Annotated in this window: 14 protein-coding genes and 1 pseudogene; 12 read left to right on the top strand and 3 right to left on the bottom strand. The window is 73.4% G+C overall.

Features of this window, described 5'->3' with window-relative positions; genetic code table 11:
• Positions 1-213 precede the first annotated feature (213 nt).
• Together F1641_RS18245 and F1641_RS18240 are read left to right on the top strand one after the other, a co-directional pair.
• On the top strand, positions 214-1,341 hold the full coding sequence (locus F1641_RS18245; protein ID WP_194907896.1) for a TerC family protein: 1,128 nt from the start codon (positions 214-216) through the stop codon (positions 1,339-1,341).
• 2 nt (positions 1,342-1,343) lie between these two features.
• Positions 1,344-2,345 carry a TerC family protein gene (locus tag F1641_RS18240; RefSeq protein ID WP_194907895.1) on the top strand — a complete coding sequence of 334 codons (1,002 nt, stop codon included), beginning with the start codon at positions 1,344-1,346 and terminating at the stop codon, positions 2,343-2,345.
• Between the two features lie 73 nt (positions 2,346-2,418).
• Here F1641_RS18240 and F1641_RS18235 read toward each other — a convergent pair whose 3' ends face one another.
• On the bottom strand, positions 2,419-3,048 hold the full coding sequence (locus tag F1641_RS18235) for an MBL fold metallo-hydrolase (RefSeq protein WP_194907894.1): 630 nt from the start codon (positions 3,046-3,048) through the stop codon (positions 2,419-2,421).
• Positions 3,048-4,871 (bottom strand): glycoside hydrolase family 15 protein, encoded by a 1,824-nt coding sequence (locus tag F1641_RS18230; protein ID WP_309225704.1) that lies wholly within the window; start codon positions 4,869-4,871, stop codon positions 3,048-3,050. Before F1641_RS18230 ends, F1641_RS18235 begins: the two co-directional genes overlap by 1 nt.
• Before the next feature lie 12 nt (positions 4,872-4,883).
• Between F1641_RS18230 and F1641_RS23540 the strand changes: the two genes are divergently transcribed.
• The 3 genes from F1641_RS23540 (at position 4,884) to uvrA (ending at position 9,675) form a co-directional block, all read left to right on the top strand.
• Positions 4,884-5,051: a hypothetical protein gene (locus tag F1641_RS23540; RefSeq protein ID WP_219729610.1), complete on the top strand. Its 168-nt coding sequence runs from the start codon at positions 4,884-4,886 to the stop codon at positions 5,049-5,051.
• Positions 5,052-5,102: 51 nt separating this feature from the next.
• On the top strand, positions 5,103-6,650 hold the full coding sequence (locus tag F1641_RS18225; RefSeq protein ID WP_206691452.1) for a glucose-6-phosphate dehydrogenase: 1,548 nt from the start codon (positions 5,103-5,105) through the stop codon (positions 6,648-6,650).
• A 79-nt stretch (positions 6,651-6,729) separates the two neighbouring features.
• Positions 6,730-9,675: an excinuclease ABC subunit UvrA gene (gene uvrA / locus F1641_RS18220; RefSeq protein ID WP_309225702.1), complete on the top strand. Its 2,946-nt coding sequence runs from the start codon at positions 6,730-6,732 to the stop codon at positions 9,673-9,675.
• 10 nt (positions 9,676-9,685) lie between these two features.
• On the opposite strand, the gene F1641_RS22240 is transcribed toward uvrA, so the two are convergent.
• Complete coding sequence (locus tag F1641_RS22240) at positions 9,686-10,057, bottom strand: hypothetical protein (RefSeq protein ID WP_255515051.1); 372 nt, start codon at positions 10,055-10,057, stop codon at positions 9,686-9,688.
• Here F1641_RS22240 and F1641_RS24060 point away from each other — a divergent pair.
• From F1641_RS24060 to gap, 7 genes and pseudogenes are all read left to right on the top strand, one after another.
• Positions 9,978-10,157 (top strand): annotated as a pseudogene (locus F1641_RS24060) (Rieske 2Fe-2S domain-containing protein); the annotation flags it as partial. The gene F1641_RS22240 and the pseudogene F1641_RS24060 sit on opposite strands and share 80 nt — an antisense overlap.
• Positions 10,158-10,389: 232 nt before the next feature.
• Positions 10,390-13,134: a glucosidase gene (locus F1641_RS23535; RefSeq protein WP_194907891.1), complete on the top strand. Its 2,745-nt coding sequence runs from the start codon at positions 10,390-10,392 to the stop codon at positions 13,132-13,134.
• Positions 13,135-13,189: 55 nt separating this feature from the next.
• A complete protein-coding gene (gene uvrC / locus F1641_RS18205) occupies positions 13,190-15,172 on the top strand; it encodes an excinuclease ABC subunit UvrC (RefSeq protein ID WP_194907889.1) in 1,983 nt (660 codons plus the stop codon).
• Between the two features lie 19 nt (positions 15,173-15,191).
• Positions 15,192-16,163, top strand: coding sequence for an RNase adapter RapZ (rapZ, locus tag F1641_RS18200; protein WP_194907887.1), 972 nt, complete (start codon positions 15,192-15,194; stop codon positions 16,161-16,163).
• A gap of 7 nt (positions 16,164-16,170) precedes the next feature.
• Positions 16,171-17,274, top strand: a complete 1,104-nt coding sequence (yvcK, locus tag F1641_RS18195; RefSeq protein WP_194907885.1) for a uridine diphosphate-N-acetylglucosamine-binding protein YvcK — start codon at positions 16,171-16,173, stop codon at positions 17,272-17,274.
• 89 nt (positions 17,275-17,363) lie between these two features.
• A complete protein-coding gene (gene whiA, locus F1641_RS18190; protein WP_194907883.1) occupies positions 17,364-18,344 on the top strand; it encodes a DNA-binding protein WhiA in 981 nt (326 codons plus the stop codon).
• A gap of 72 nt (positions 18,345-18,416) precedes the next feature.
• Positions 18,417-19,412: a type I glyceraldehyde-3-phosphate dehydrogenase gene (gap, locus tag F1641_RS18185; RefSeq protein WP_194907881.1), complete on the top strand. Its 996-nt coding sequence runs from the start codon at positions 18,417-18,419 to the stop codon at positions 19,410-19,412.
• Positions 19,413-19,418 lie beyond the last annotated feature (6 nt).

Raw genomic sequence — 19,418 nt, 5'->3', positions numbered from 1 at the left:
CGCTGCGGGCCGGCGGCGCGTCGACGGCGTGCCTCGTGTGGATGTTCACGTTAAGGTCAAGAGAACGTGAGGGGAGTATCCCTGCGCGTCGGCTCGTCATCACGGTTCCACCCCCGAGGGAGTGGGCCCGGGCCGACGGTCCGCACCGCGACCCGGTGCCGGGCGGGAGAGACCTCCGGTCAGTCGCGTCAGCCGTGAACTCCGGAGGTATCCGTGGACGTCCCTCTCTGGGTGTGGGGAATCACCCTCGTCGGCATCGTGGGCATGATCGTCTACGACTTCGTCGGCCACGTGCGCACGCCGCACGCCCCGTCGATCCGCGAGGCCGCGATCTGGTCCGCGGTCTACGTCGGCATCGCCATCCTCTTCGGGGTGCTGGTGCTGGTCTTCGCCGGCCCGACCTACGGCGGGGAGTACTTCGCCGGGTACATCACGGAGAAGGCGCTCAGCGTCGACAACCTCTTCGTGTTCGTGCTGATCCTCTCGAGCTTCGGCGTGCCGCGGGAGTACCAGCAGAAGGTGCTGCTCATCGGCATCGCGATCGCGATCGTGCTGCGCGGCATCTTCATCGCCATCGGCGCGGCGGCCATCCAGAACTTCTCCTGGATCTTCTGGATCTTCGGCGCGATCCTCATCTACACGGCGATCGCCCAGGTCAAGGCCCAGAACGACCACGGCGAGGAGGAGTTCAAGGAGAACGCCGTCCTGCGCCTGTGCAAGCGGATCCTCCCCACCACCGACGACTACCACGGCGACAAGTTCACGACGAAGATCGACGGCAAGCGCTTCGTCACGCCGATGCTGGTCGTCATCATCGCCATCGGCACCGCCGACCTGATCTTCGCCGTCGACTCGATCCCGGCGATCTTCGGCCTGACGCAGGAGACGTACCTGGTCTTCGCGGCCAACGCCTTCTCGCTGCTCGGCCTGCGCCAGCTGTACTTCCTCATCGACGGCCTGCTCGACCGCCTCGTGTACCTGCACTACGGCCTGGCGGCCATCCTCGCCTTCATCGGCGCGAAGCTGATCATCCACGCCATGCACGAGAACGAGCTGTCCTGGCTGAACGGCGGCGAGCACATCACCGTCATCCCGGAGATCCCCATGCCCGTCTCCCTCGGCTTCATCGTCGTGGCGCTGCTGCTCACCACCGTGCTCAGCCTGCGCAAGTCGAAGAAGGACGCCGAGCAGGGCGGCGGCCGCGGTGACGTCGGCTCGGGCAGCGGCCCCGGTGGCGGCACCGAGCCCCGTGACGCCGACGTGCCCGTCTCCGGCCGCGCCGCGCAGGCCACCACCGCGTCCAGCACCGGCGCGACCCGCGACACCCGCAAGGACGGCTGACCGTGCAGGAGCTGCCGACCTGGTTCGAGGTCGGCAGCCTCGCGGTGCTCGTGGGGCTGCTGCTGGCCGACCTGCTCATCGTCGGCCGGCGGCCCCACGTCCCCTCCACCAAGGAGAGCGCCCTGTGGGTGGCCTTCTACGTGGCGCTGGCGATCGTGTTCGGGATCGTCATGCTGGTGATCCCCGGGGGCGGGGCCCAGCAGTCGGGGGAGTTCTTCGCGGGATGGATCACCGAGTACTCGCTCTCGGTCGACAACCTCTTCGTCTTCGTGATCATCATGACGCGCTTCGCGGTCCCCGCGAAGGAGCAGCAGCTCGTCCTGATGGTCGGCATCCTCATCGCCCTGGTGCTGCGCGGGATCTTCATCCTGCTCGGTGCCGCGGTGATCGAGCAGTTCAGCTGGGTCTTCTACCTCTTCGGCGCCTTCCTCATCTACACCGCCGTGAAGCTGGTGCTCGACAGGAACGACGACGAGGACTACGAGGACAACGCCCTCATCCGCCGCCTGCGGAAGGTGCTGCCGCTCAGCGAGCACTACGACGGCGGCAAGCTCCGCACCACGGTCGACGGCAAGAAGCTGTTCACCCCGATGATCATCGTGTTCCTGGCCATCGGCAGCACGGACCTGCTGTTCGCGCTCGACTCGATCCCGGCGATCTTCGGCCTCACCCAGGACCCGTTCCTGGTCTACACGGCCAACATCTTCGCGCTCATGGGGCTCCGGCAGCTGTACTTCCTGCTGGGCGGCCTGCTCGACCGGCTGGTGTACCTGTCGATCGGTCTGGCGGTCGTGCTCGGCGGCATCGGTGTCAAGCTGGTGCTCGAGGCCCTGCACACCAACGAGCTGCCGTTCCTCAACGGCGGCGAGGGCTTCTCCTGGGCCCCCGAGGTCCCGACGTGGGCCTCACTGGTCTTCATCCTCACCACGCTGGCCATCACCACGGTGGCGAGCCTGCTGCGCAGCCGGCAGCTGGAGCGCCGGGGCGAGTCCCCCTCGCACTGACGCCCGGAGCTCGCACGCCAGGGGCCCCGCCGCACCGCGGCGGGGCCCCTGGCTACGTGCTCGGCCGGTGTCGTCACCAGCCGCGGTCGCGGTACTCCTGCAGGCGGGGCCGCTCCGCGCCGAGCGTCGTGGTGTCCCCGTGGCCGGGGTGCACGACCACGTCGTCACCCAGCACGGCGAAGACCCGGGCCTCCAGGTCGTCCACGAGCGACGTGAAGTCCTCCGGCGACCACGTCTTCCCGGGCCCCCCGGGGAAGAGGGAGTCGCCCGTGAACAGGTGGGGGACCCCGTCGACCGCGCCCGCCGGCGCCAGCAGCGCCACCGAGCCGGGGGTGTGCCCCCGCAGCGCGATGACCTGCAGCTCGTGGTCGCCCACCACGAGCACGGCGCCGTGCCCCAGGCGCACGTCGGGCACGCGGGGGAGGGCGTCGGCGTCGTCCTCCCCGGCGGCGGTGGTGGCCGCCGTCGCGTCGGCCACGGCCTCCAGCGCCTGCACGTGGTCGTCGTGGCGGTGCGTGGTGACGATGGTCCCCGGGCCGCGGGCAGCGGCGGGGACCGCCTCGTCGAGCAGGGCCAGCAGGCGGTCGGCGTCGTTCGCGGCGTCGACGAGCAGCCAGCTGCCGCTCCCTCCTCCTCGGGCATCGCTCAGCAGGTAGGACCGGTTGTCGACCGGCCCCACCGAGAGGGTCCTGAGGTCCAGCATCAGCGCTCCAGCTCCTCGGCGTCGTGGTGGTCTGCTCGCTCGTGGCCGCCGGAGCGCCGGTCCGCCGCGGCGAGGGCGTCGGCGGCCCGCACCAGCGCCAGGTGCGACAGCGCCTGCGGAGTGTTGCCCAGCTGGTGCCCCTCGTGCACGTCGTACTCCTCGGAGAGGAGCCCGACGTCGTTGCTGAGGCCCACCAGGCGCCGCATCAGGTCGTGGCCGTCCTGGGCGCGCCCGCTCCGGGCGTACTGCTCGACGAGCCAGAACGAGCAGGCCAGGAAGGGGTGCTCGCCCGGCGGGAGGCCGTCGGAGGAGGCCTCGGTGCGGTAGCGGATGACCAGCCCGTCGGGCACCAGGTCGGACTCGACGGCGGCGACCGTGGCGGCCATCGCGGGGTGGTCCGGCTCCACGAACCCCACCTGCGGCAGCTGCAGGAGGCTGGCGTCGACCTCGGTGGTGCCGTAGTGCTGCACGAAGCAGCCCCGTCCCGGCCGGTCGGCGGTGCCGTGGTCGACGCCGTGCTCCATCACCTCGGCGCGCACCTGGTCGCGCAGGGCTGCCCACCGGTCCGCGGGGCCGTCGAGCCCCCGCTCGCGCACCGCCCGCACGCCGCGGTCGAGGGCGGCCCACACCATCACGCGCGAGTGCACGTAGTACTGCTCCGGGCCGCGCATCTCCCAGATGCCGCTGTCCTTGCGCGAGGAGTGCGCGACCACGAAGTCGAGCAGCGCCCGCTGCATCGGCCAGGAGAACTCGTCCTCCGACAGGCCCGCGCGGCGTGCGGCGTCGAGGGCGACCATGACCTCGCCGAGCACGTCGGCCTGGTACTGGTCGACGGCGCCGTTGCCGATCCGCACCGGCCGGGCGCCGCCGAAGCCGGGCAGGTGGTCGAGCTCGCGCTCGGGCAGGTCCCGCGCGCCGTCGACGCCGTACATGATCTGCAGGTCCTCGGGGTCGCCGGCGATCGCGCGCAGCAGCCACCCCCGCCACTCGCGGGCCTCCTCGGTGTACCCGTGCTCGATCAGGGCCTCGAGGGTCAGGGCGGCGTCGCGCAGCCAGCAGAAGCGGTAGTCCCAGTTGCGCGTGCCGCCCGGCATCTCGGGCAGCGACGTCGTCGCCGCCGCCACGATCCCGCCGGTGTCCTCGTGCGTCAGGGCTCGCAGCACCAGCAGCGAGCGCGTCACCGCGGCGCCGTACGTGCCCTTCGCCGCGGGGCCGTCGCCGCGGTCGGCCCACTCCTGCCACCACCGCCGGGTGCTCTCCAGCCGGTCGCCGACCTCCATCGCCGCCGGGGGCTCGCGGTGGGAGGGGTACCAGGTCAGCACGGTGTCGACCACCTCGCCGGCAGCGACCTTGATCTTGCCGACGTGCGTGCGGCCGCGGGCCTTGGGCAGCTTGCCGGTGGTGCGCAGCAGCACCGCGTCGGGGCCGGCGCTCGCCAGGAGCCCCTTCGCGAGCTCGCCCTTGCCGCCGACGCGGCGCACCCACGGCACCACCGCGCCGTACCCGAACCGGATCACCAGCTCCTGGCGCAGCTCGACGCGCCCCTCGACGCCGGTCACGCGGCGCACCAGGTCGGCGCGGCGGTCGCCCACGGGCATGCAGTCGACGACGTCGACGACGCCGCCGTCGGCCAGCGTCCACCGGGTCCGCAGCAGGAAGGAGTCGCCCTCGTAGGTGCGCTCCACCGACACCACGGCCGGGCCGTCCTCCGCCGGGGCGATCGTCCAGTGGCCGTGCTCGGGGGTGCCGAGCAGCGAGGCGAAGGCCGCGGGGGAGTCGAAGCGGGGCAGGCACATCCACGCGACGGACCCGCGACGGCTCACCAGGGCCGCGGTGTGGCAGTCGCCCACCAGCGCGTAGTCCTCGATGTGCTGCTCGTGCTGCTCGTGCTGCTCGTGCTGCTCGTGCTGCTCGTGCTGCTCGTGCTGCTCGTGCTGCTCGTCGTGCTGCGGCTCGACGTGCTGGTCCTGCTGCTGGTCCTGCTGCTCGTCAGTGGCGGGTGAGGTCACGGGCGTCATCGTGCACCGCCCCGCGATCTTCGGCAGGGTGGGGCCGTGGACGAGCGCTCGCAGCAGGCGGACCAGCACGAGAAGACCCCCGATGCGCACGACAGCAGCGCGACCGGCGGCACCGAGAGCGGTGGCGCGCACGGCGCCGCGGGGGAGCGCGGGCACTCCGGCGGAGACCCGGTGGCGACGCTGCTCGTCCTGGGCGCCAGCGGCGACCTGGCCTCCCGGCTCCTCCTGCCGGGGCTCGCGCGGCTGCTCGTCTCCGAGCGGAACGAGGGCGACGGCCACGGCCACGGCGCCTCGCTGCAGCTGGTGGGCGCGGGCTCGGAGGACTGGGACGACGAGCACTGGCGCGGCGTGGTCACCCGGGCCTTCGCCGGCGCGCAGGAGCACGGCGACGGCGACGGCGCGGGCTGGGAGGCGGTGACCGCGGTGCGCGACGCGAGCCGGTACCAGCAGGTCGACGTCACCGACCCCGACGCCCTGAACGAGCTGCTCCACTCCTGCCGGGCGCCCGTGGCCGTCTACTTCGCGCTGCCGCCGGCCATCACGGCGACGGCCTGCGAGAACCTCGTGGGCAAGGACCTGCCCGAGAGCACCCGCCTGGTGATGGAGAAGCCCTTCGGCTCCGACGAGGCCTCGGCGCACGAGCTCAACGAGGTCGTCGCCAAGCTCGTGCCGGAGGAGCACGTGCACCGCGTCGACCACTTCCTGGGCACGTCGACGGTGCTCAACGTCCTGGGCGTGCGCTTCGCCAACCGCCTCTTCGAGCCGACCTGGAACGCCAGCCACGTCGAGCGCGTCGACGTCGTCTACGACGAGGACCTCGCCCTCGAGGGCCGGGCGCGCTACTACGACAAGGCCGGCGCGCTCAAGGACATGATCCAGAGCCACCTGCTGCAGGTGCTCGCGGTGCTGGCGATGGACGCGCCGACGGCCCTCGACGAGCGCGAGTTCCGCGACCGCAAGGCCCAGCTGCTGCGCGCCACGCGGCTCATGGGCACCCCGCAGGAGGCCAGCCGCCGCGCCGTCTACACCGCGGGCCGGATGGGCGACCGGGACCTGCCCGACTACACCGCCGAGGACGGCGTCGACCCCTCGCGCCAGACCGAGACGCTGGCCGAGGTCGTGCTGACCGTCGACACCTGGCGCTGGGCCGGCGTCCCGTTCCGGCTGCGCTCCGGCAAGGGCCTCGGGAAGGCGCGCAAGGAGGCGGTCATCACCTTCAAGCCGGTCCCGCACCTGATGGCGGGCCTGCACGGCCAGGCCCGGCCGACCCGGCTGAGGCTGACCTTCAAGCCGGGAACCGTCAACCTCGACCTGACGGTCAACGCCGAGGGAGACCCGTTCGACCTGGAGCCGGCCACCCTCTCGGCCACGCTGGGCGACTCCCAGCTCCCGGCCTACGGCGAGGTCCTCGCCGGGGTGCTCGACGGCGACCCGCTGCTCTCGGTGCGCGGCGACACCGCCGAGGACTGCTGGCGCATCCTCGCGCCGGTGATCGCCGCCTGGGAGGCCGACGAGGTGCCGCTGGAGACCTACCCCGCGGGCAGCGACGGCCCGGAGCCGACGGACGCCTTCCCCTCCTTCTGAGGCCGCCCCGACGGCCCGCCCGGCGGCCCGCCCGTCCGGACGGGCGGGCTGTCGGTGGGTCGACCTAGAGTTGACGACCGTGGATCGACTGGTCGTTCAGGGTGCTCGCGAGCACAACCTCAAGGACGTCTCGCTGGACCTCCCGCGCGACAAGATGATCGTCTTCACGGGGCTGAGCGGCTCCGGCAAGTCGAGCCTCGCGTTCGACACGATCTTCGCCGAGGGCCAGCGCCGCTACGTGGAGTCGCTGTCGGCCTACGCCCGCCAGTTCCTCGGGCAGATGGACAAGCCCGACGTCGACTTCATCGAGGGCCTGTCCCCGGCGGTCTCGATCGACCAGAAGTCGACCTCCCGCAACCCCCGCTCGACGGTCGGCACGATCACCGAGATCTACGACTACCTGCGCCTCCTGTGGGCCCGCGCGGGCCGCGCCCACTGCCCCACCTGCCACGAGCCGGTGGCGCGCCAGACGCCGCAGCAGATCGTCGACAAGCTGCTGGAGCTCCCCGAGACCACCCGGTTCCAGGTGCTGGCGCCCGTGGTGCGCGGCCGCAAGGGCGAGTTCCTCGACCTCTTCAACGAGCTCCAGTCCAAGGGCTACGCCCGCGTGCGGGTCGACGGCGAGACCCTCCAGCTGAGCGACGCCGCGAGCCGGCCCACCCTCGACAAGCGCAAGAAGCACACCATCGAGGTCGTCGTCGACCGCCTGGTGATGCGCGAGGGCGTGATGCGCCGCCTCACCGACTCCGTCGAGACCGCCCTCGGGCTCGCCGACGGCGTGCTCCTGGTCGAGCTCGTCGAGCGCGAGGGCCAGGAGAGCTCGGGTGACGGCCCGAAGGTCATGCGCTTCTCCGAGAAGCTCGCCTGCCCGAACGACCACCCCCTGGCGCTGGAGGAGGTCGAGCCCCGCACCTTCTCCTTCAACGCGCCCTACGGCGCCTGCCCCGAGTGCTCCGGCATCGGCACCCGGCTCGAGGTCGACCCCGAGCTCGTCGTCCCCGACCCCGACACGACCCTCGCCGACGGCGCGATCGCCCCCTGGACCGGCCAGGGCACCAGCGAGTACCACCAGCGCCTCATGGGCGGTCTGGCCAAGCAGCTCGGCTTCTCGCTCGACACCCCGTGGCGGGCCCTGCCCGAGCGCGCCACGGCCGCCCTGCTCAAGGGCGAGGGCTACGAGGTGCACGTCACCTACAAGAACCGGTGGGGCCGCGAGCGGTCGTACACCAGCGGCTTCGAGGGCGTCATCCCCTTCATCCAGCGCCGGCACTCCGAGACCGAGTCCGACTCCTCGCGCGAGCGCATGGAGGGCTACATGCGCGAGGTGCCCTGCCCGGTCTGCGGGGGAGCGCGCCTGCGCCCCGAGGTCCTCGCCGTCACGGTCGGCGGCAAGTCCATCGCCCAGGCCTGCGCCCTGCCCGTGGCCGAGCTGCGCGCCTGGCTCGACACCCTGGAGCTGAGCACCCGCGAGGCGCAGATCGCCGCGGCCGTCCTGCGCGAGGTGCTCGCCCGCGTGCAGTTCCTGGTCGACGTCGGCCTGACGTACCTCTCCCTCGACCGCGCCTCGGGCACCCTCTCCGGCGGGGAGGCCCAGCGCATCCGCCTGGCCACGCAGATCGGCTCCGGCCTGGTGGGCGTGCTCTACGTGCTGGACGAGCCCAGCATCGGCCTGCACCAGCGCGACAACCACCGCCTCATCGAGACGCTGACCCGCCTGCGCGACCTGGGCAACACCCTCATCGTCGTCGAGCACGACGAGGACACCATCCACGTGGCCGACTGGGTCGTCGACGTCGGCCCGGGCGCGGGCGAGCACGGCGGCCAGGTGGTCCACTCCGGCCCCGTCGCCGAGCTGCTCGCCAACACCGGCTCGATCACCGGCGACTACCTCTCCGGGCGCCGGCGGGTGCCGGTGCCGGCCACCCGCCGCCCCGTCGACAAGGGCCGCGTGGTCAAGGTCGTGGGGGCGCGCGAGAACAACCTGCGCGGCGTCGACGTCGAGCTGCCCCTCGGCGTGGTCACCGCGGTGACGGGGGTCTCCGGCTCGGGCAAGTCGAGCCTGGTCAACGACATCCTCTACAAGGTCCTCGCCAACAAGCTGAACGGCGCCCGCCAGGTGCCGGGCCGCCACACCCGCGTGGAGGGCGTCGACCAGCTCGACAAGGTCGTCCACGTCGACCAGAGCCCGATCGGCCGCACCCCGCGCTCCAACCCCGCCACCTACACCGGCGTGTGGGACGTGGTCCGCTCCCTGTTCGCCGAGACCACCGAGGCGAAGGTCCGCGGCTACCTGGCCGGGCGCTTCTCGTTCAACGTCAAGGGCGGCCGCTGCGAGCACTGCAGCGGCGACGGCACCATCAAGATCGAGATGAACTTCCTGCCCGACGTGTACGTGCCCTGCGAGGTCTGCCACGGCGCTCGCTACAACCGGGAGACCCTCGAGGTCCACTTCAAGGGCAAGACCGTGGCCGACGTGCTCGACATGCCCATCGAGGAGGCGTCGGAGTTCTTCGCGGCCGTGCCGCGCATCTCCCGCTACCTCAAGACGCTCACCGACGTGGGCCTGGGGTACGTGCGGCTCGGGCAGCCCGCCCCGACGCTGTCGGGCGGCGAGGCGCAGCGCGTGAAGCTGGCCAGCGAGCTCCAGCGCCGCTCCACCGGGCGCACCGTGTACGTCCTCGACGAGCCGACCACCGGCCTGCACTTCGAGGACGTGCGCAAGCTGCTCGAGGTGCTCCAGGGCCTGGCCGACAAGGGCAACACCGTGCTCGTCATCGAGCACAACCTCGACGTCATCAAGAGCGCCGACTGGGTGCTCGACATGGGTCCGGAGGGCGGCTCAGGCGGCGGCAAGCTGATCGCGCAGGGGACGCCGGAGCAGGTCGCCGCCACCCACGAGAGGACCGGCAGCCACACCGGCCGGTTCCTCGGCCCGGTGCTCGCTGCGGCCTCCGCCGCTGCGGTCAGCGGCTCGGAGGTCGATCTCAGGAAGCGCGGAGCCGCAACACCTAGCCTCACCCCATGACGACCGACGCTCAGGCCGCCGCCCCCACCCAGACCCCGTCCCTCGACGAGGCCCACGCCGCTGCTGCGGTGCAGACGGTGAGCGGGGCGCCGCTGGCGTGCTCCCGCCGCTCCCTGCTGCGGCGCGCCGGCGCAGGAGGTGCCGTCCTGGGCTCCGCGGGGCTGCTCGCCGCCTGCGGCGGCACCGGCGAGCAGGCCACCACGGGCACCGGCGGCTCGGACGGCTCGGCGGGCACCGGCGGCTCCGCGTCCGCAGGCGGCTCGGAGTCCTCCGCCGCGGGCGGTTCGGGCTCGGGCGGCAGCGTGGCGGCCTCCGAGGTCCCCGAGGGCCAGGCCGTCGTCGTCGAGGTCGGCGGCGAGGAGGTCGTCCTCGCCCAGCCCACCGCCGGCACCTACGTCGCGTACTCCGCGGTGTGCCCGCACGCGGGCGGCATCGTCCAGGCCGAGTCCGGCACCGAGGTCCGCTGCCCCCTGCACGGCAGCGTCTTCGACGCCGGCGACGGCGGCGCCGTGCTCCAGGGCCCGGCCACCTCGGGCCTGCCGGCCCTGACCGTGACCCCGAGGGCGACCAGCTCGTCATCAGCTGACCCGCTCGAACCCCTCCGACCCGCCCGGCCGCCTCCCGGCCGGGCGGGCGGGTGGGTGGTCGGGTGGATCGCGCTCGACAGGAGCCCCCCTCGGACCACGGGCGGCCCCCAGGTGGCAGGGTTCTGCCGTGCCCGACGCTCCGACCAGCGGTCCCGCCGCGCCCGCCGAGAACACCCCCACCGCTCCGCAGACCGCGGAGCACGCGCGCCTCGAGGCCTGCACCGGCTCCGAGGGCCCGTGGCGCCTGTGGGGGCCCTACCTCGCCGGCCGCCAGTGGGGCACGGTCCGCGAGGACTACTCCGGCGACGGCGACGCGTGGCGCTCCTTCCCGTTCGACCACGCGCGCTCGCGGGCCTACCGCTGGGGCGAGGACGGCCTCGGCGGGTTCTGCGACCGCTACGGCTTCCTCAACCTCGCCGTGGCCCTGTGGAACGGGAAGGACCCGATCCTCAAGGAGCGGCTGTTCGGCCTCACCAACGAGGAGGGCAACCACGGCGAGGACGCCAAGGAGCACTGGTGGGCCGTCGACGGCACCCCCACGCACTCCTGGGCGCAGTGGCTCTACCGCTACCCGCAGGCGGAGTTCCCCTACGAGCGGCTGCGCTCCGAGAACGCGGCCCGCAGCCGCGACGAGCGCGAGTTCGAGCTCGCGGACACCGGCGTCCTCGACGAGAACCGCTTCTTCGACGTGCAGGTGACCTACGCCAAGGCCGCCCCCGACGACGTCTGCGTGGTCATCACCGCCACCAACCACGGCCCCGAGGCCGCGCCGCTGCACCTGCTGCCGCAGCTGTGGTTCCGCAACACCTGGTCGTGGGGACGCGACCTGCGCCGCGGGGCGCTGACGCAGCTGCTCGCGCCCACCCTGACCGTCTCGGGCCTGGAGGCCGTGGAGGCCGAGCACGGCTACCTGGGCCGCTACGTGCTCGCGGCCGAGGGCTCGCCGCAGGTGCTCTTCTGCGACAACGAGACCAACGCGGCGCTCCTCTTCGGCGACCAGCGCGGCACCTCGCCCAAGCACCCCAAGGACGGGATCGACCGCGCGGTCGTCCGGGGGGACGCCACGGGCGTGAACCCCGGCGACACCGGCACGAAGGCCGCCTTCTGGTACTCGTGGGACTCCGTCGCCCCCGGGGAGACCAAGACCGTGCGGCTGCGCCTGGCGCCGTCCGACCCGACCTCGGCGACCTTCGGCCCCGGCTTCGACGACGTCGTCGAGGCGCGCCGCGCCGAGGCCGACGAGTTCTACGCCACCGTCATCGACCCCTCGCTGCCCGCCGAGGACCGCCACGTCGCCCGCCGCGCCTACGCCGGGCTGCTGTGGACCAAGCAGCTGTACCGCTTCGACGTCGCCCAGTGGCTCGACGGCGACCCTGTCGCCCCCTCCCCGCAGCAGCGGGAGGACGCGGGCCGCCGCAACACCACCTGGCGGCACGTGGCCCTGGCCGACGTCATCTCCATGCCCGACGAGTGGGAGTACCCCTGGTTCGCGGCGTGGGACACCGCGTTCCACACGATCCCGCTGGCGCACGTCGACCCGGGGTTCGCCAAGGAGCAGCTCGTCCTGATGTGCCGGGAGTGGGCGATGCACCCCAACGGCCAGCTCCCGGCCTACGAGTGGGAGTTCGGCGACGTCAACCCGCCCGTGCACGCCTGGGCCGCCTGGCACGTGTACCGGATCGACGGCTACCGCGACCGCGACTTCCTCATCCGCGTCTTCACCAAGCTGCTGCTGAACTTCTCGTGGTGGGTGAACCGCAAGGACGCCTCCGGCTCGAACCTGTTCGAGGGCGGCTTCCTCGGGATGGACAACATCGCCCTGTTCGACAGGTCGGCGCCGCTGCCCCCGGGGTACCGCCTGGAGCAGTCCGACGCCACCAGCTGGATGGCGTTCTACTGCCAGCAGATGTTCAAGATCGCCCTGGAGCTGTCGCGCCACGACCAGGCCTGGGACGACACCGCCACCAAGTTCCTAGAGCACTTCCTGTCCATCGCGCAGGCGATGAACAGCTTCGGCACCACCGGCGGGTCGCTGTGGGACGAGGAGGACGGCTTCTTCTACGACGTCCTGGTCTCCCCGGACGGGCGCGCCGAGCCGATGCGCGTGCGCTCGATGGTCGGCCTGCTGCCGATCCTGGGGGCCACCGAGGTCCCGGGCTGGATCACCACCGAGTGCCCCGACGTCACCGCGCGCCTGCGCTGGCTGCAGCGCCGGCGCCCCGAGGTGGTGCGCCCGCTGCGCTCGCGCTCGGGCCCGGAGGGCCGCCGGATGCTGCTGTCGCTGGTGGGCCCGGAGCGCCTGCGGCGGATCCTGGAGCGGATGTTCGACACCGAGGAGTTCTGGAGCCCTTACGGCATCCGCTCGCTGTCGCGCTCCACCGGCCAGGTGTACGCCAACGTCGGCGGGCGCGACGTGTCGCTGGAGTACGAGCCGGGGGAGAGCCGCACCGGCCTGTTCGGCGGCAACTCCAACTGGCGCGGGCCGATCTGGTTCCCCGTGAACGTGCTGCTGGCCGACAAGCTCCGCACGATGGGCCGCCACTACGGCGACAGCTTCACCATCGAGGTGCCCACCGGCTCCGGCAACGTGGTCACCCTCGACCAGGCCGCCGACCTCGTCGACGGCGGGCTGACGGCCCTGTTCCGCCCGGTGCCGCGCGGCGAGGGTCAGCCGGCCACCCGGCGCCCCACCGACGGCGAGCGGGTCGAGTCCACCGACGACCCGCTGTGGAGCGAGCAGGTCACGTTCAGCGAGTTCTTCGACGGCGACACCGGCGAGGGCCTCGGCGCCACCCACCAGACCGGGTGGACGGCGCTGGTGGCTCACCTGCTCAACCCGCGCCTGCCCGCCGACCCCCGCCGGATGGGCTGACCGCTCCGTCAGCGCCCCCGGCCCTGCTGTCGGGGGCGTTCCTTACGCTGGTCGGGTGACGAACCCGGCCTCGTACCGCCCCAAGCCGGGGGAGGTGCCCGACTCCCCGGGCGTCTACCGCTTCCGCGACCCCCAGGGCCGCGTCGTCTACGTCGGCAAGGCCAAGAGCCTGCGCCAGCGGCTGGCCAACTACTTCCAGCCGCTGCACGCGCTGCACCCGCGGACCCAGCAGATGGTGACGACGGCGGCCTCGGTGGAGTGGACCGTCGTCGGCACCGAGGTCGAGGCCCTCCAGCTGGAGTACTCCTGGATCAAGGAGTTCGACCCGCGCTTCAACGTCAAGTACCGCGACGACAAGTCCTACCCCTACCTCGCGGTGACGATGGGCGAGGAGTTCCCCCGCGTCCAGGTGCTGCGCGGGGCCAAGCGCAAGGGCACCCGCTACTTCGGCCCCTACACGCACGCCTGGGCCATCCGCGAGACCGTCGACCTGCTGCTGCGCGTCTTCCCCGTCCGCACCTGCTCCACCGGCGTCTTCAAGCGCGCCGGCCAGGTGGGCCGCCCGTGCCTGCTCGGGTACATCGACAAGTGCTCCGCGCCCTGCGTCGGCAAGATCTCCCCGGAGGACCACCGCGCCCTCGCCCAGGAGTTCGCCGACTTCATGGGCGGAGACACCTCGCGGCACGTCAGGCGCGTCGAGGCGCAGATGCGCGAGGCCGCCGCCGAGATGGACTTCGAGAGGGCCGCGCGGCTCCGGGACGACGCCGGCGCCCTGCGCAAGGCGCTGGAGAAGAGCGCCGTGGTGCTCCCCGACGCCACCGACGCCGACGTCTTCGCCCTCGCCGACGACGAGCTCGAGGCGGCCGTGCAGGTCTTCCACGTCCGCGGCGGGCGCATCCGCGGCCAGCGCGGCTGGGTGGTGGAGAAGGTCGAGGACGTCTCCGCCGCAGACCTCGTGCAGCACCTGCTGCAGCAGGTCTACGGCGGGGAGTCCGCGGACGCCGTGCCGCGCGAGGTCCTCGTGCCCGTCGAGCCCACCGACGTCGAGCAGACCACCGCCTGGCTGTCGGGGCTGCGCGGCTCGCGCGTCGACGTCCGGGTGCCGCAGCGCGGCGACAAGCGCGCGCTCATGGAGACGGTCGAGCGCAACGCCACCGGCGCCCTGGCCCTGCACAAGACCCGCCGCGGCGGCGACCTCACCTCCCGCTCCCTCGCCCTGCAGGAGCTGCAGGAGGCCCTCGGCCTCGACGACGCGCCCCTGCGCATCGAGTGCTACGACGTGTCCCACCTGCAGGGGTCCGAGGTCGTCGCCTCGATGGTCGTCTTCGAGGACGGCCTGCCCCGCAAGGGCGAGTACCGGAAGTTCAACGTCCGCGGTGACGGCCCCGACGGGCGCACCGACGACCTGGCCTCGATGGACGAGGTGCTGACCCGCCGCTTCCGCCGCCACGTCGACGCCCAGCTCGCCGCCGCCGACGAGCTCACGGGCTCCGGGGAGGTCGGCCCCGGGGTCCGGCCCGGCATCGACCCCGAGACCGGCCGCGCCCGCCGGTTCGCCTACGCCCCCAACCTCGTCGTCGTCGACGGCGGCCAGCCCCAGGTCGAGGCCGCCGCCGCGGCCCTCGCCCGGGTCGGGGTCACCGACGTCGCCCTGTGCGGCCTGGCCAAGCGCCTGGAGGAGGTCTGGCTGCCGGGGGAGGACCACCCCGTCGTCCTGCCCCGCTCCAGCGAGGGGCTCTACCTGCTCCAGCGCCTGCGCGACGAGGCCCACCGCTTCGCCATCACCCACCACCGCTCCAAGCGCAGCAGGACGATGACCACCAGCGCCCTCGACGGCGTCCCCGGGCTCGGGCCCGCCCGCAAGCAGGCGCTCATGGCGCGGTTCGGGACCCTCAAGGCGCTGCGCGCGGCCACCGCCGAGGAGGTCGCCGCCGTGCCCGGGTTCGGGCCCGCCACGGCCGCCGCCGTCGTCGGGGCGCTCGCGGGCGACGCGCCCGAGCCGGCCGTCGACACCGCCACCGGCGAGCTGGTCGACTGATGGCTGCCAGGATGGCGCCGTGAGCGCGCCGGACGACGCCATCCACGAGCCCGACGACCGCCTCGGCGACCACCCGGGGGAGGTGGGCGCCGACGCCGCCGCCGGCACCGGCGGGGCGGCGCCGCAGAGCACCGAGCTGCTCGTCATCACCGGGCTCTCGGGCGCCGGCCGGTCGACGGTCGCCCACGTCCTGGAGGACCTGGGCTGGTACGTCGTCGACAACCTCCCCCCGCAGATGCTGACGCCCCTGGCCCAGCTCGCGGCCCAGGCCGGCGGTGCGGTGCCCAAGGTGGCCGTCGTCCTCGACGTGCGCGGCCGCGGGTTCTCCACCGACCTCGCCGCCGCCCTGGCCGAGGTGCGGGTGCGCCGCAGCACCGTCTTCCTGGAGGCGAGCGACGCGGTGCTGGTCCGCCGCTTCGAGTCCGTGCGGCGCCCGCACCCACTGCAGGAGGAGGGCCGCATCCTCGACGGCATCGAGGCCGAGCGCGAGCTGCTGCGCGACCTGCGCGCCTCCGCCGACGTCGTCATCGACACCTCGGACCTCAACGTGCACCAGCTCGCCGCCGAGGTGACCCGCGCCTTCGGCGAGGACGAGGTCACCCGGCTGCGCCTGACCCTGCTGTCGTTCGGCTTCAAGTACGGCCTGCCCACCGACGCCGACCACGTCGTCGACGTGCGCTTCCTCCCCAACCCCCACTGGGTGCCGGAGCTGCGGCCCCTGACCGGCCGCGACGCTCCCGTCAGCGACTACGTGCTCGGGCAGGACGGCGCGGAGGAGTTCCTCGACCGGTACGCCGCCGCCCTGCAGCCGGTGATCGCCGGCTACCAGCGCGAGCACCGCCGCTACGCCACGGTCGCCATCGGCTGCACCGGCGGCAAGCACCGGTCGGTGGCGATGACCCTCGCCCTCGCCGAGCGCCTGGCGCGCCTCGGCGGCGGGGAGGGGGCTCCCGTGCTGCGGGTCACCCACCGCGACCTCGGCCGCGAGTGAGCAGCCGGTGACCCCCTCCGGCCCGCGCGGCCCCGGCGGCTCGGGCGGCCTCGGCGGCTCGGGCGGCCTCGCGGGCGGCGGCGGCCGCAGCGGGCCCGCCGTCGTCGCCTGCGGCGGCGGGCACGGCCTGGCCGCCTCGCTCCAGGCCCTGCGCCACCTGTCCGAGCGCATCACCGCCGTCGTGACGGTCGCCGACGACGGCGGCTCCAGCGGACGGCTCCGCGCCGAGCTCGGCGTCATGCCCCCCGGCGACCTGCGCATGGCGCTCGCGGCCCTGTGCGACGACACCGAGTGGGGCCGCACCTGGCGCGACGTGCTGCAGCACCGCTTCACCAGCGACGGCCCCCTGGCCGGCCACGCCGTGGGCAACCTGCTCATCGCCGCGCTGTGGCAGCAGCTCGGCGACAGCGTCGAGGGCCTCGACCTCGTGGGGCGCCTGCTGGGAGCCCGCGGCCGGGTGCTGCCGATGTCGTCGGTGCCGCTGGAGATCGAGGCCGACGTGCGCACGCCCGCCACCGCCGGCGCCCCCGAGCGCGCGGAGGTGGTCCGCGGGCAGGCAGCGGTCGCCACCACCACCGGGCGCGTGGAGGGGGTGCGCCTGCTGCCCCCCGACCCGCCCGCCCGGCCCGAGGTGGTGGAGGCCGTGCGCTCGGCCGACTGGGTGGTGCTCGGCCCGGGGTCGTGGTTCACCAGCGTGATGCCGCACCTGCTGGTCCCGGAGCTGGCCGCGGCCCTGCGCGAGACCCCCGCGCAGCGGTGCCTGGTCCTGAACCTCGTGAGCGAGGAGAAGGGCGAGACCCGGGGCATGGGCCAGGCCGACCACGTCAGGGCCCTCACCGCGCACGCCAGGGGGCTGCGCCTCGACGTCGTCCTCGCCGACCCCAGCGCGGTCGAGGACGTCGACGAGCTCGCCGACGCGGCCGCCGGGGCCGGGGCCCAGCTGGTGCTGCGGCAGGTGCGCCGCCGCGGCCGCGTGCGCTCGGGCAGCCGCGGGCAGGGAGCCGCTGCCAGCGGTGCGCCCGCCTCGACGCGGTCCGCCGAGCACGACCCGCTGCGCCTGGCCGCCGCGCTGCGCGACGTCCTGGAGGGGGCCTGGGGCGACGTCGGCTGAGCCCGCCGGGCTAGTCACCCCGGCATAGTCACACCGGTGGAATTCGGCGAGTCGTCCCCCCGGGCGTGTCGCGGTGGCACGATGGCGGCATGGCACTGACCGCGCAGGTGAAGGACGAGCTCAGCCGTCTCCCGGTCCAGCGGTCCTGCTGCCGCAAGGCGGAGGTGTCCGCGCTGCTGCGCTTCTCGGGCGGTCTGCACATCATCGGCGGACGCGTCGTCGTGGAGGCCGAGCTCGACACCGGCGCGGCCGCCCGGCGCCTGCGCCGCGACCTCGGCGACGTCTACCGCGCGGCCAGCGAGGTGCTCGTCGTCGCAGGTGGGGGGCTCCGCAGGGGCTCGCGCTACGTCGTCCGCGTCGTGCACAACGCCGAGTCGCTGGCCCACCAGACGGGCCTGCTCGACCAGCGCGGGCGCCCCGTCCGGGGACTGCCGCCCCAGGTGGTGGCGGGCGCCGCGTGCGACGCCGAGGCCGCCTGGCGCGGGGCGTTCCTGGCCCACGGGTCCCTGACGGAGCCCGGCCGCTCCTCGGCCCTGGAGATCACGTGTCCCGGCCCGGAGGCGGCGCTGGCGCTCGTGGGCGCCGCCCGCCGCCTCGACCTGCAGGCCAAGGCCCGCGACGTGCGCGGCACCGACCGGGTGGTCATCCGCGACGGCGAGGCCATCGGCGACCTGCTCACCCGCCTCGGCGCCCACGGCGCCAAGCTGGTCTGGGAGGAGCGCCGGATGCGCCGCGAGGTGCGCGCCACGGCCAACCGCCTGGCCAACTTCGACGACGCCAACCTGCGCCGCTCGGCCCGGGCGGCCGTGGCCGCCGGCTCCCGCGTGGAGCGCGCCATGGAGATCCTCGGCGAGGAGATGCCCGAGCACCTGCGGGTCGCCGGGGCCCTGCGCCTCGCGCACAAGCAGGCCTCCCTGGAGGAGCTCGGCGCCCTGGCCGACCCGCCGATGAGCAAGGACGCCGTGGCCGGCCGCATCCGGCGGCTGCTCGCCATGGCCGACCGCCGCGCCCAGGAGCTGGGCGTCCCGGGCACCGAGGCCAACCTCACCCCGGACATGCTCGACGCCTGACGTGCTCTAGGGTTCTGGCGACCCCCCAGCAGGCACCCCGCGGCGCGCTGCGCCGCTGACAGGAGGCGCTTCGTGACCATCCGCGTGGGCATCAACGGCTTCGGCCGCATCGGCCGCAACTTCTTCCGCGCCGTGCAGGCGTCCGGCGCTGACGTCGAGATCGTCGGCGTCAACGACCTCACCGACAACGCGACGCTGGCGCACCTGCTCGCGTACGACTCCGTCCTGGGCCGCCTCGAGGGCGTCACCACCAGCGGCGACGAGATCTCCGTGGGCGGCAAGAGCTTCAAGGCCCTGGCCGAGCGCAACCCGGCCGACCTCCCCTGGGGCGACCTGGGCGCTGACGTCGTCGTCGAGTCGACCGGCATCTTCACCGACGCCACCCGCGCCAAGGCGCACATCGACGGCGGCGCCAAGAAGGTCATCATCTCCGCCCCGGCGAAGAACGAGGACATCACGATCGTGATGGGCGTGAACGACGGCGACTACGACGCCGCCGCGCACAACATCATCTCGAACGCGTCCTGCACCACGAACTGCCTCGCCCCGATGGCCAAGGCCCTCGACGACGAGTTCGGCATCGTCCGCGGCCTCATGACCACGGTGCACGCCTACACGCAGGACCAGAACCTGCAGGACGGCCCGCACTCCGACCTGCGCCGCGCCCGCGCCGCCGCCATCAACATCGTCCCCACCTCCACGGGTGCGGCGAAGGCGATCGGCCTGGTGCTCCCGCAGCTCAAGGGCAAGCTCGACGGCTACGCCCTGCGCGTCCCGGTCCCCACGGGCTCGGCCACCGACCTCACCGTCACCGTCGGCCGCGAGACCACGGTCGACGAGGTCAACGCGATCGTGAAGGCCGCCGCCGAGGGCCCCATGAAGGGCTACCTCAAGTACACGACCGACCCGATCGTGTCCTCCGACATCGTGACCGACCCGTCGTCGTGCATCTTCGACTCGGGCCTCACGAAGGTCATCGGCGACCAGGTCAAGGTCGTCGGCTGGTACGACAACGAGTGGGGCTACTCCAACCGCCTCGTCGACCTCGTCAAGCTCGTCGGGGCCTGAGACTCC

It is taken from the genome of Quadrisphaera sp. INWT6 (genome assembly GCF_015390235.1).
GTDB lineage: Bacteria > Actinomycetota > Actinomycetes > Actinomycetales > Quadrisphaeraceae > Quadrisphaera.
This window is presented reverse-complemented; position numbering and strand designations above follow the sequence as displayed.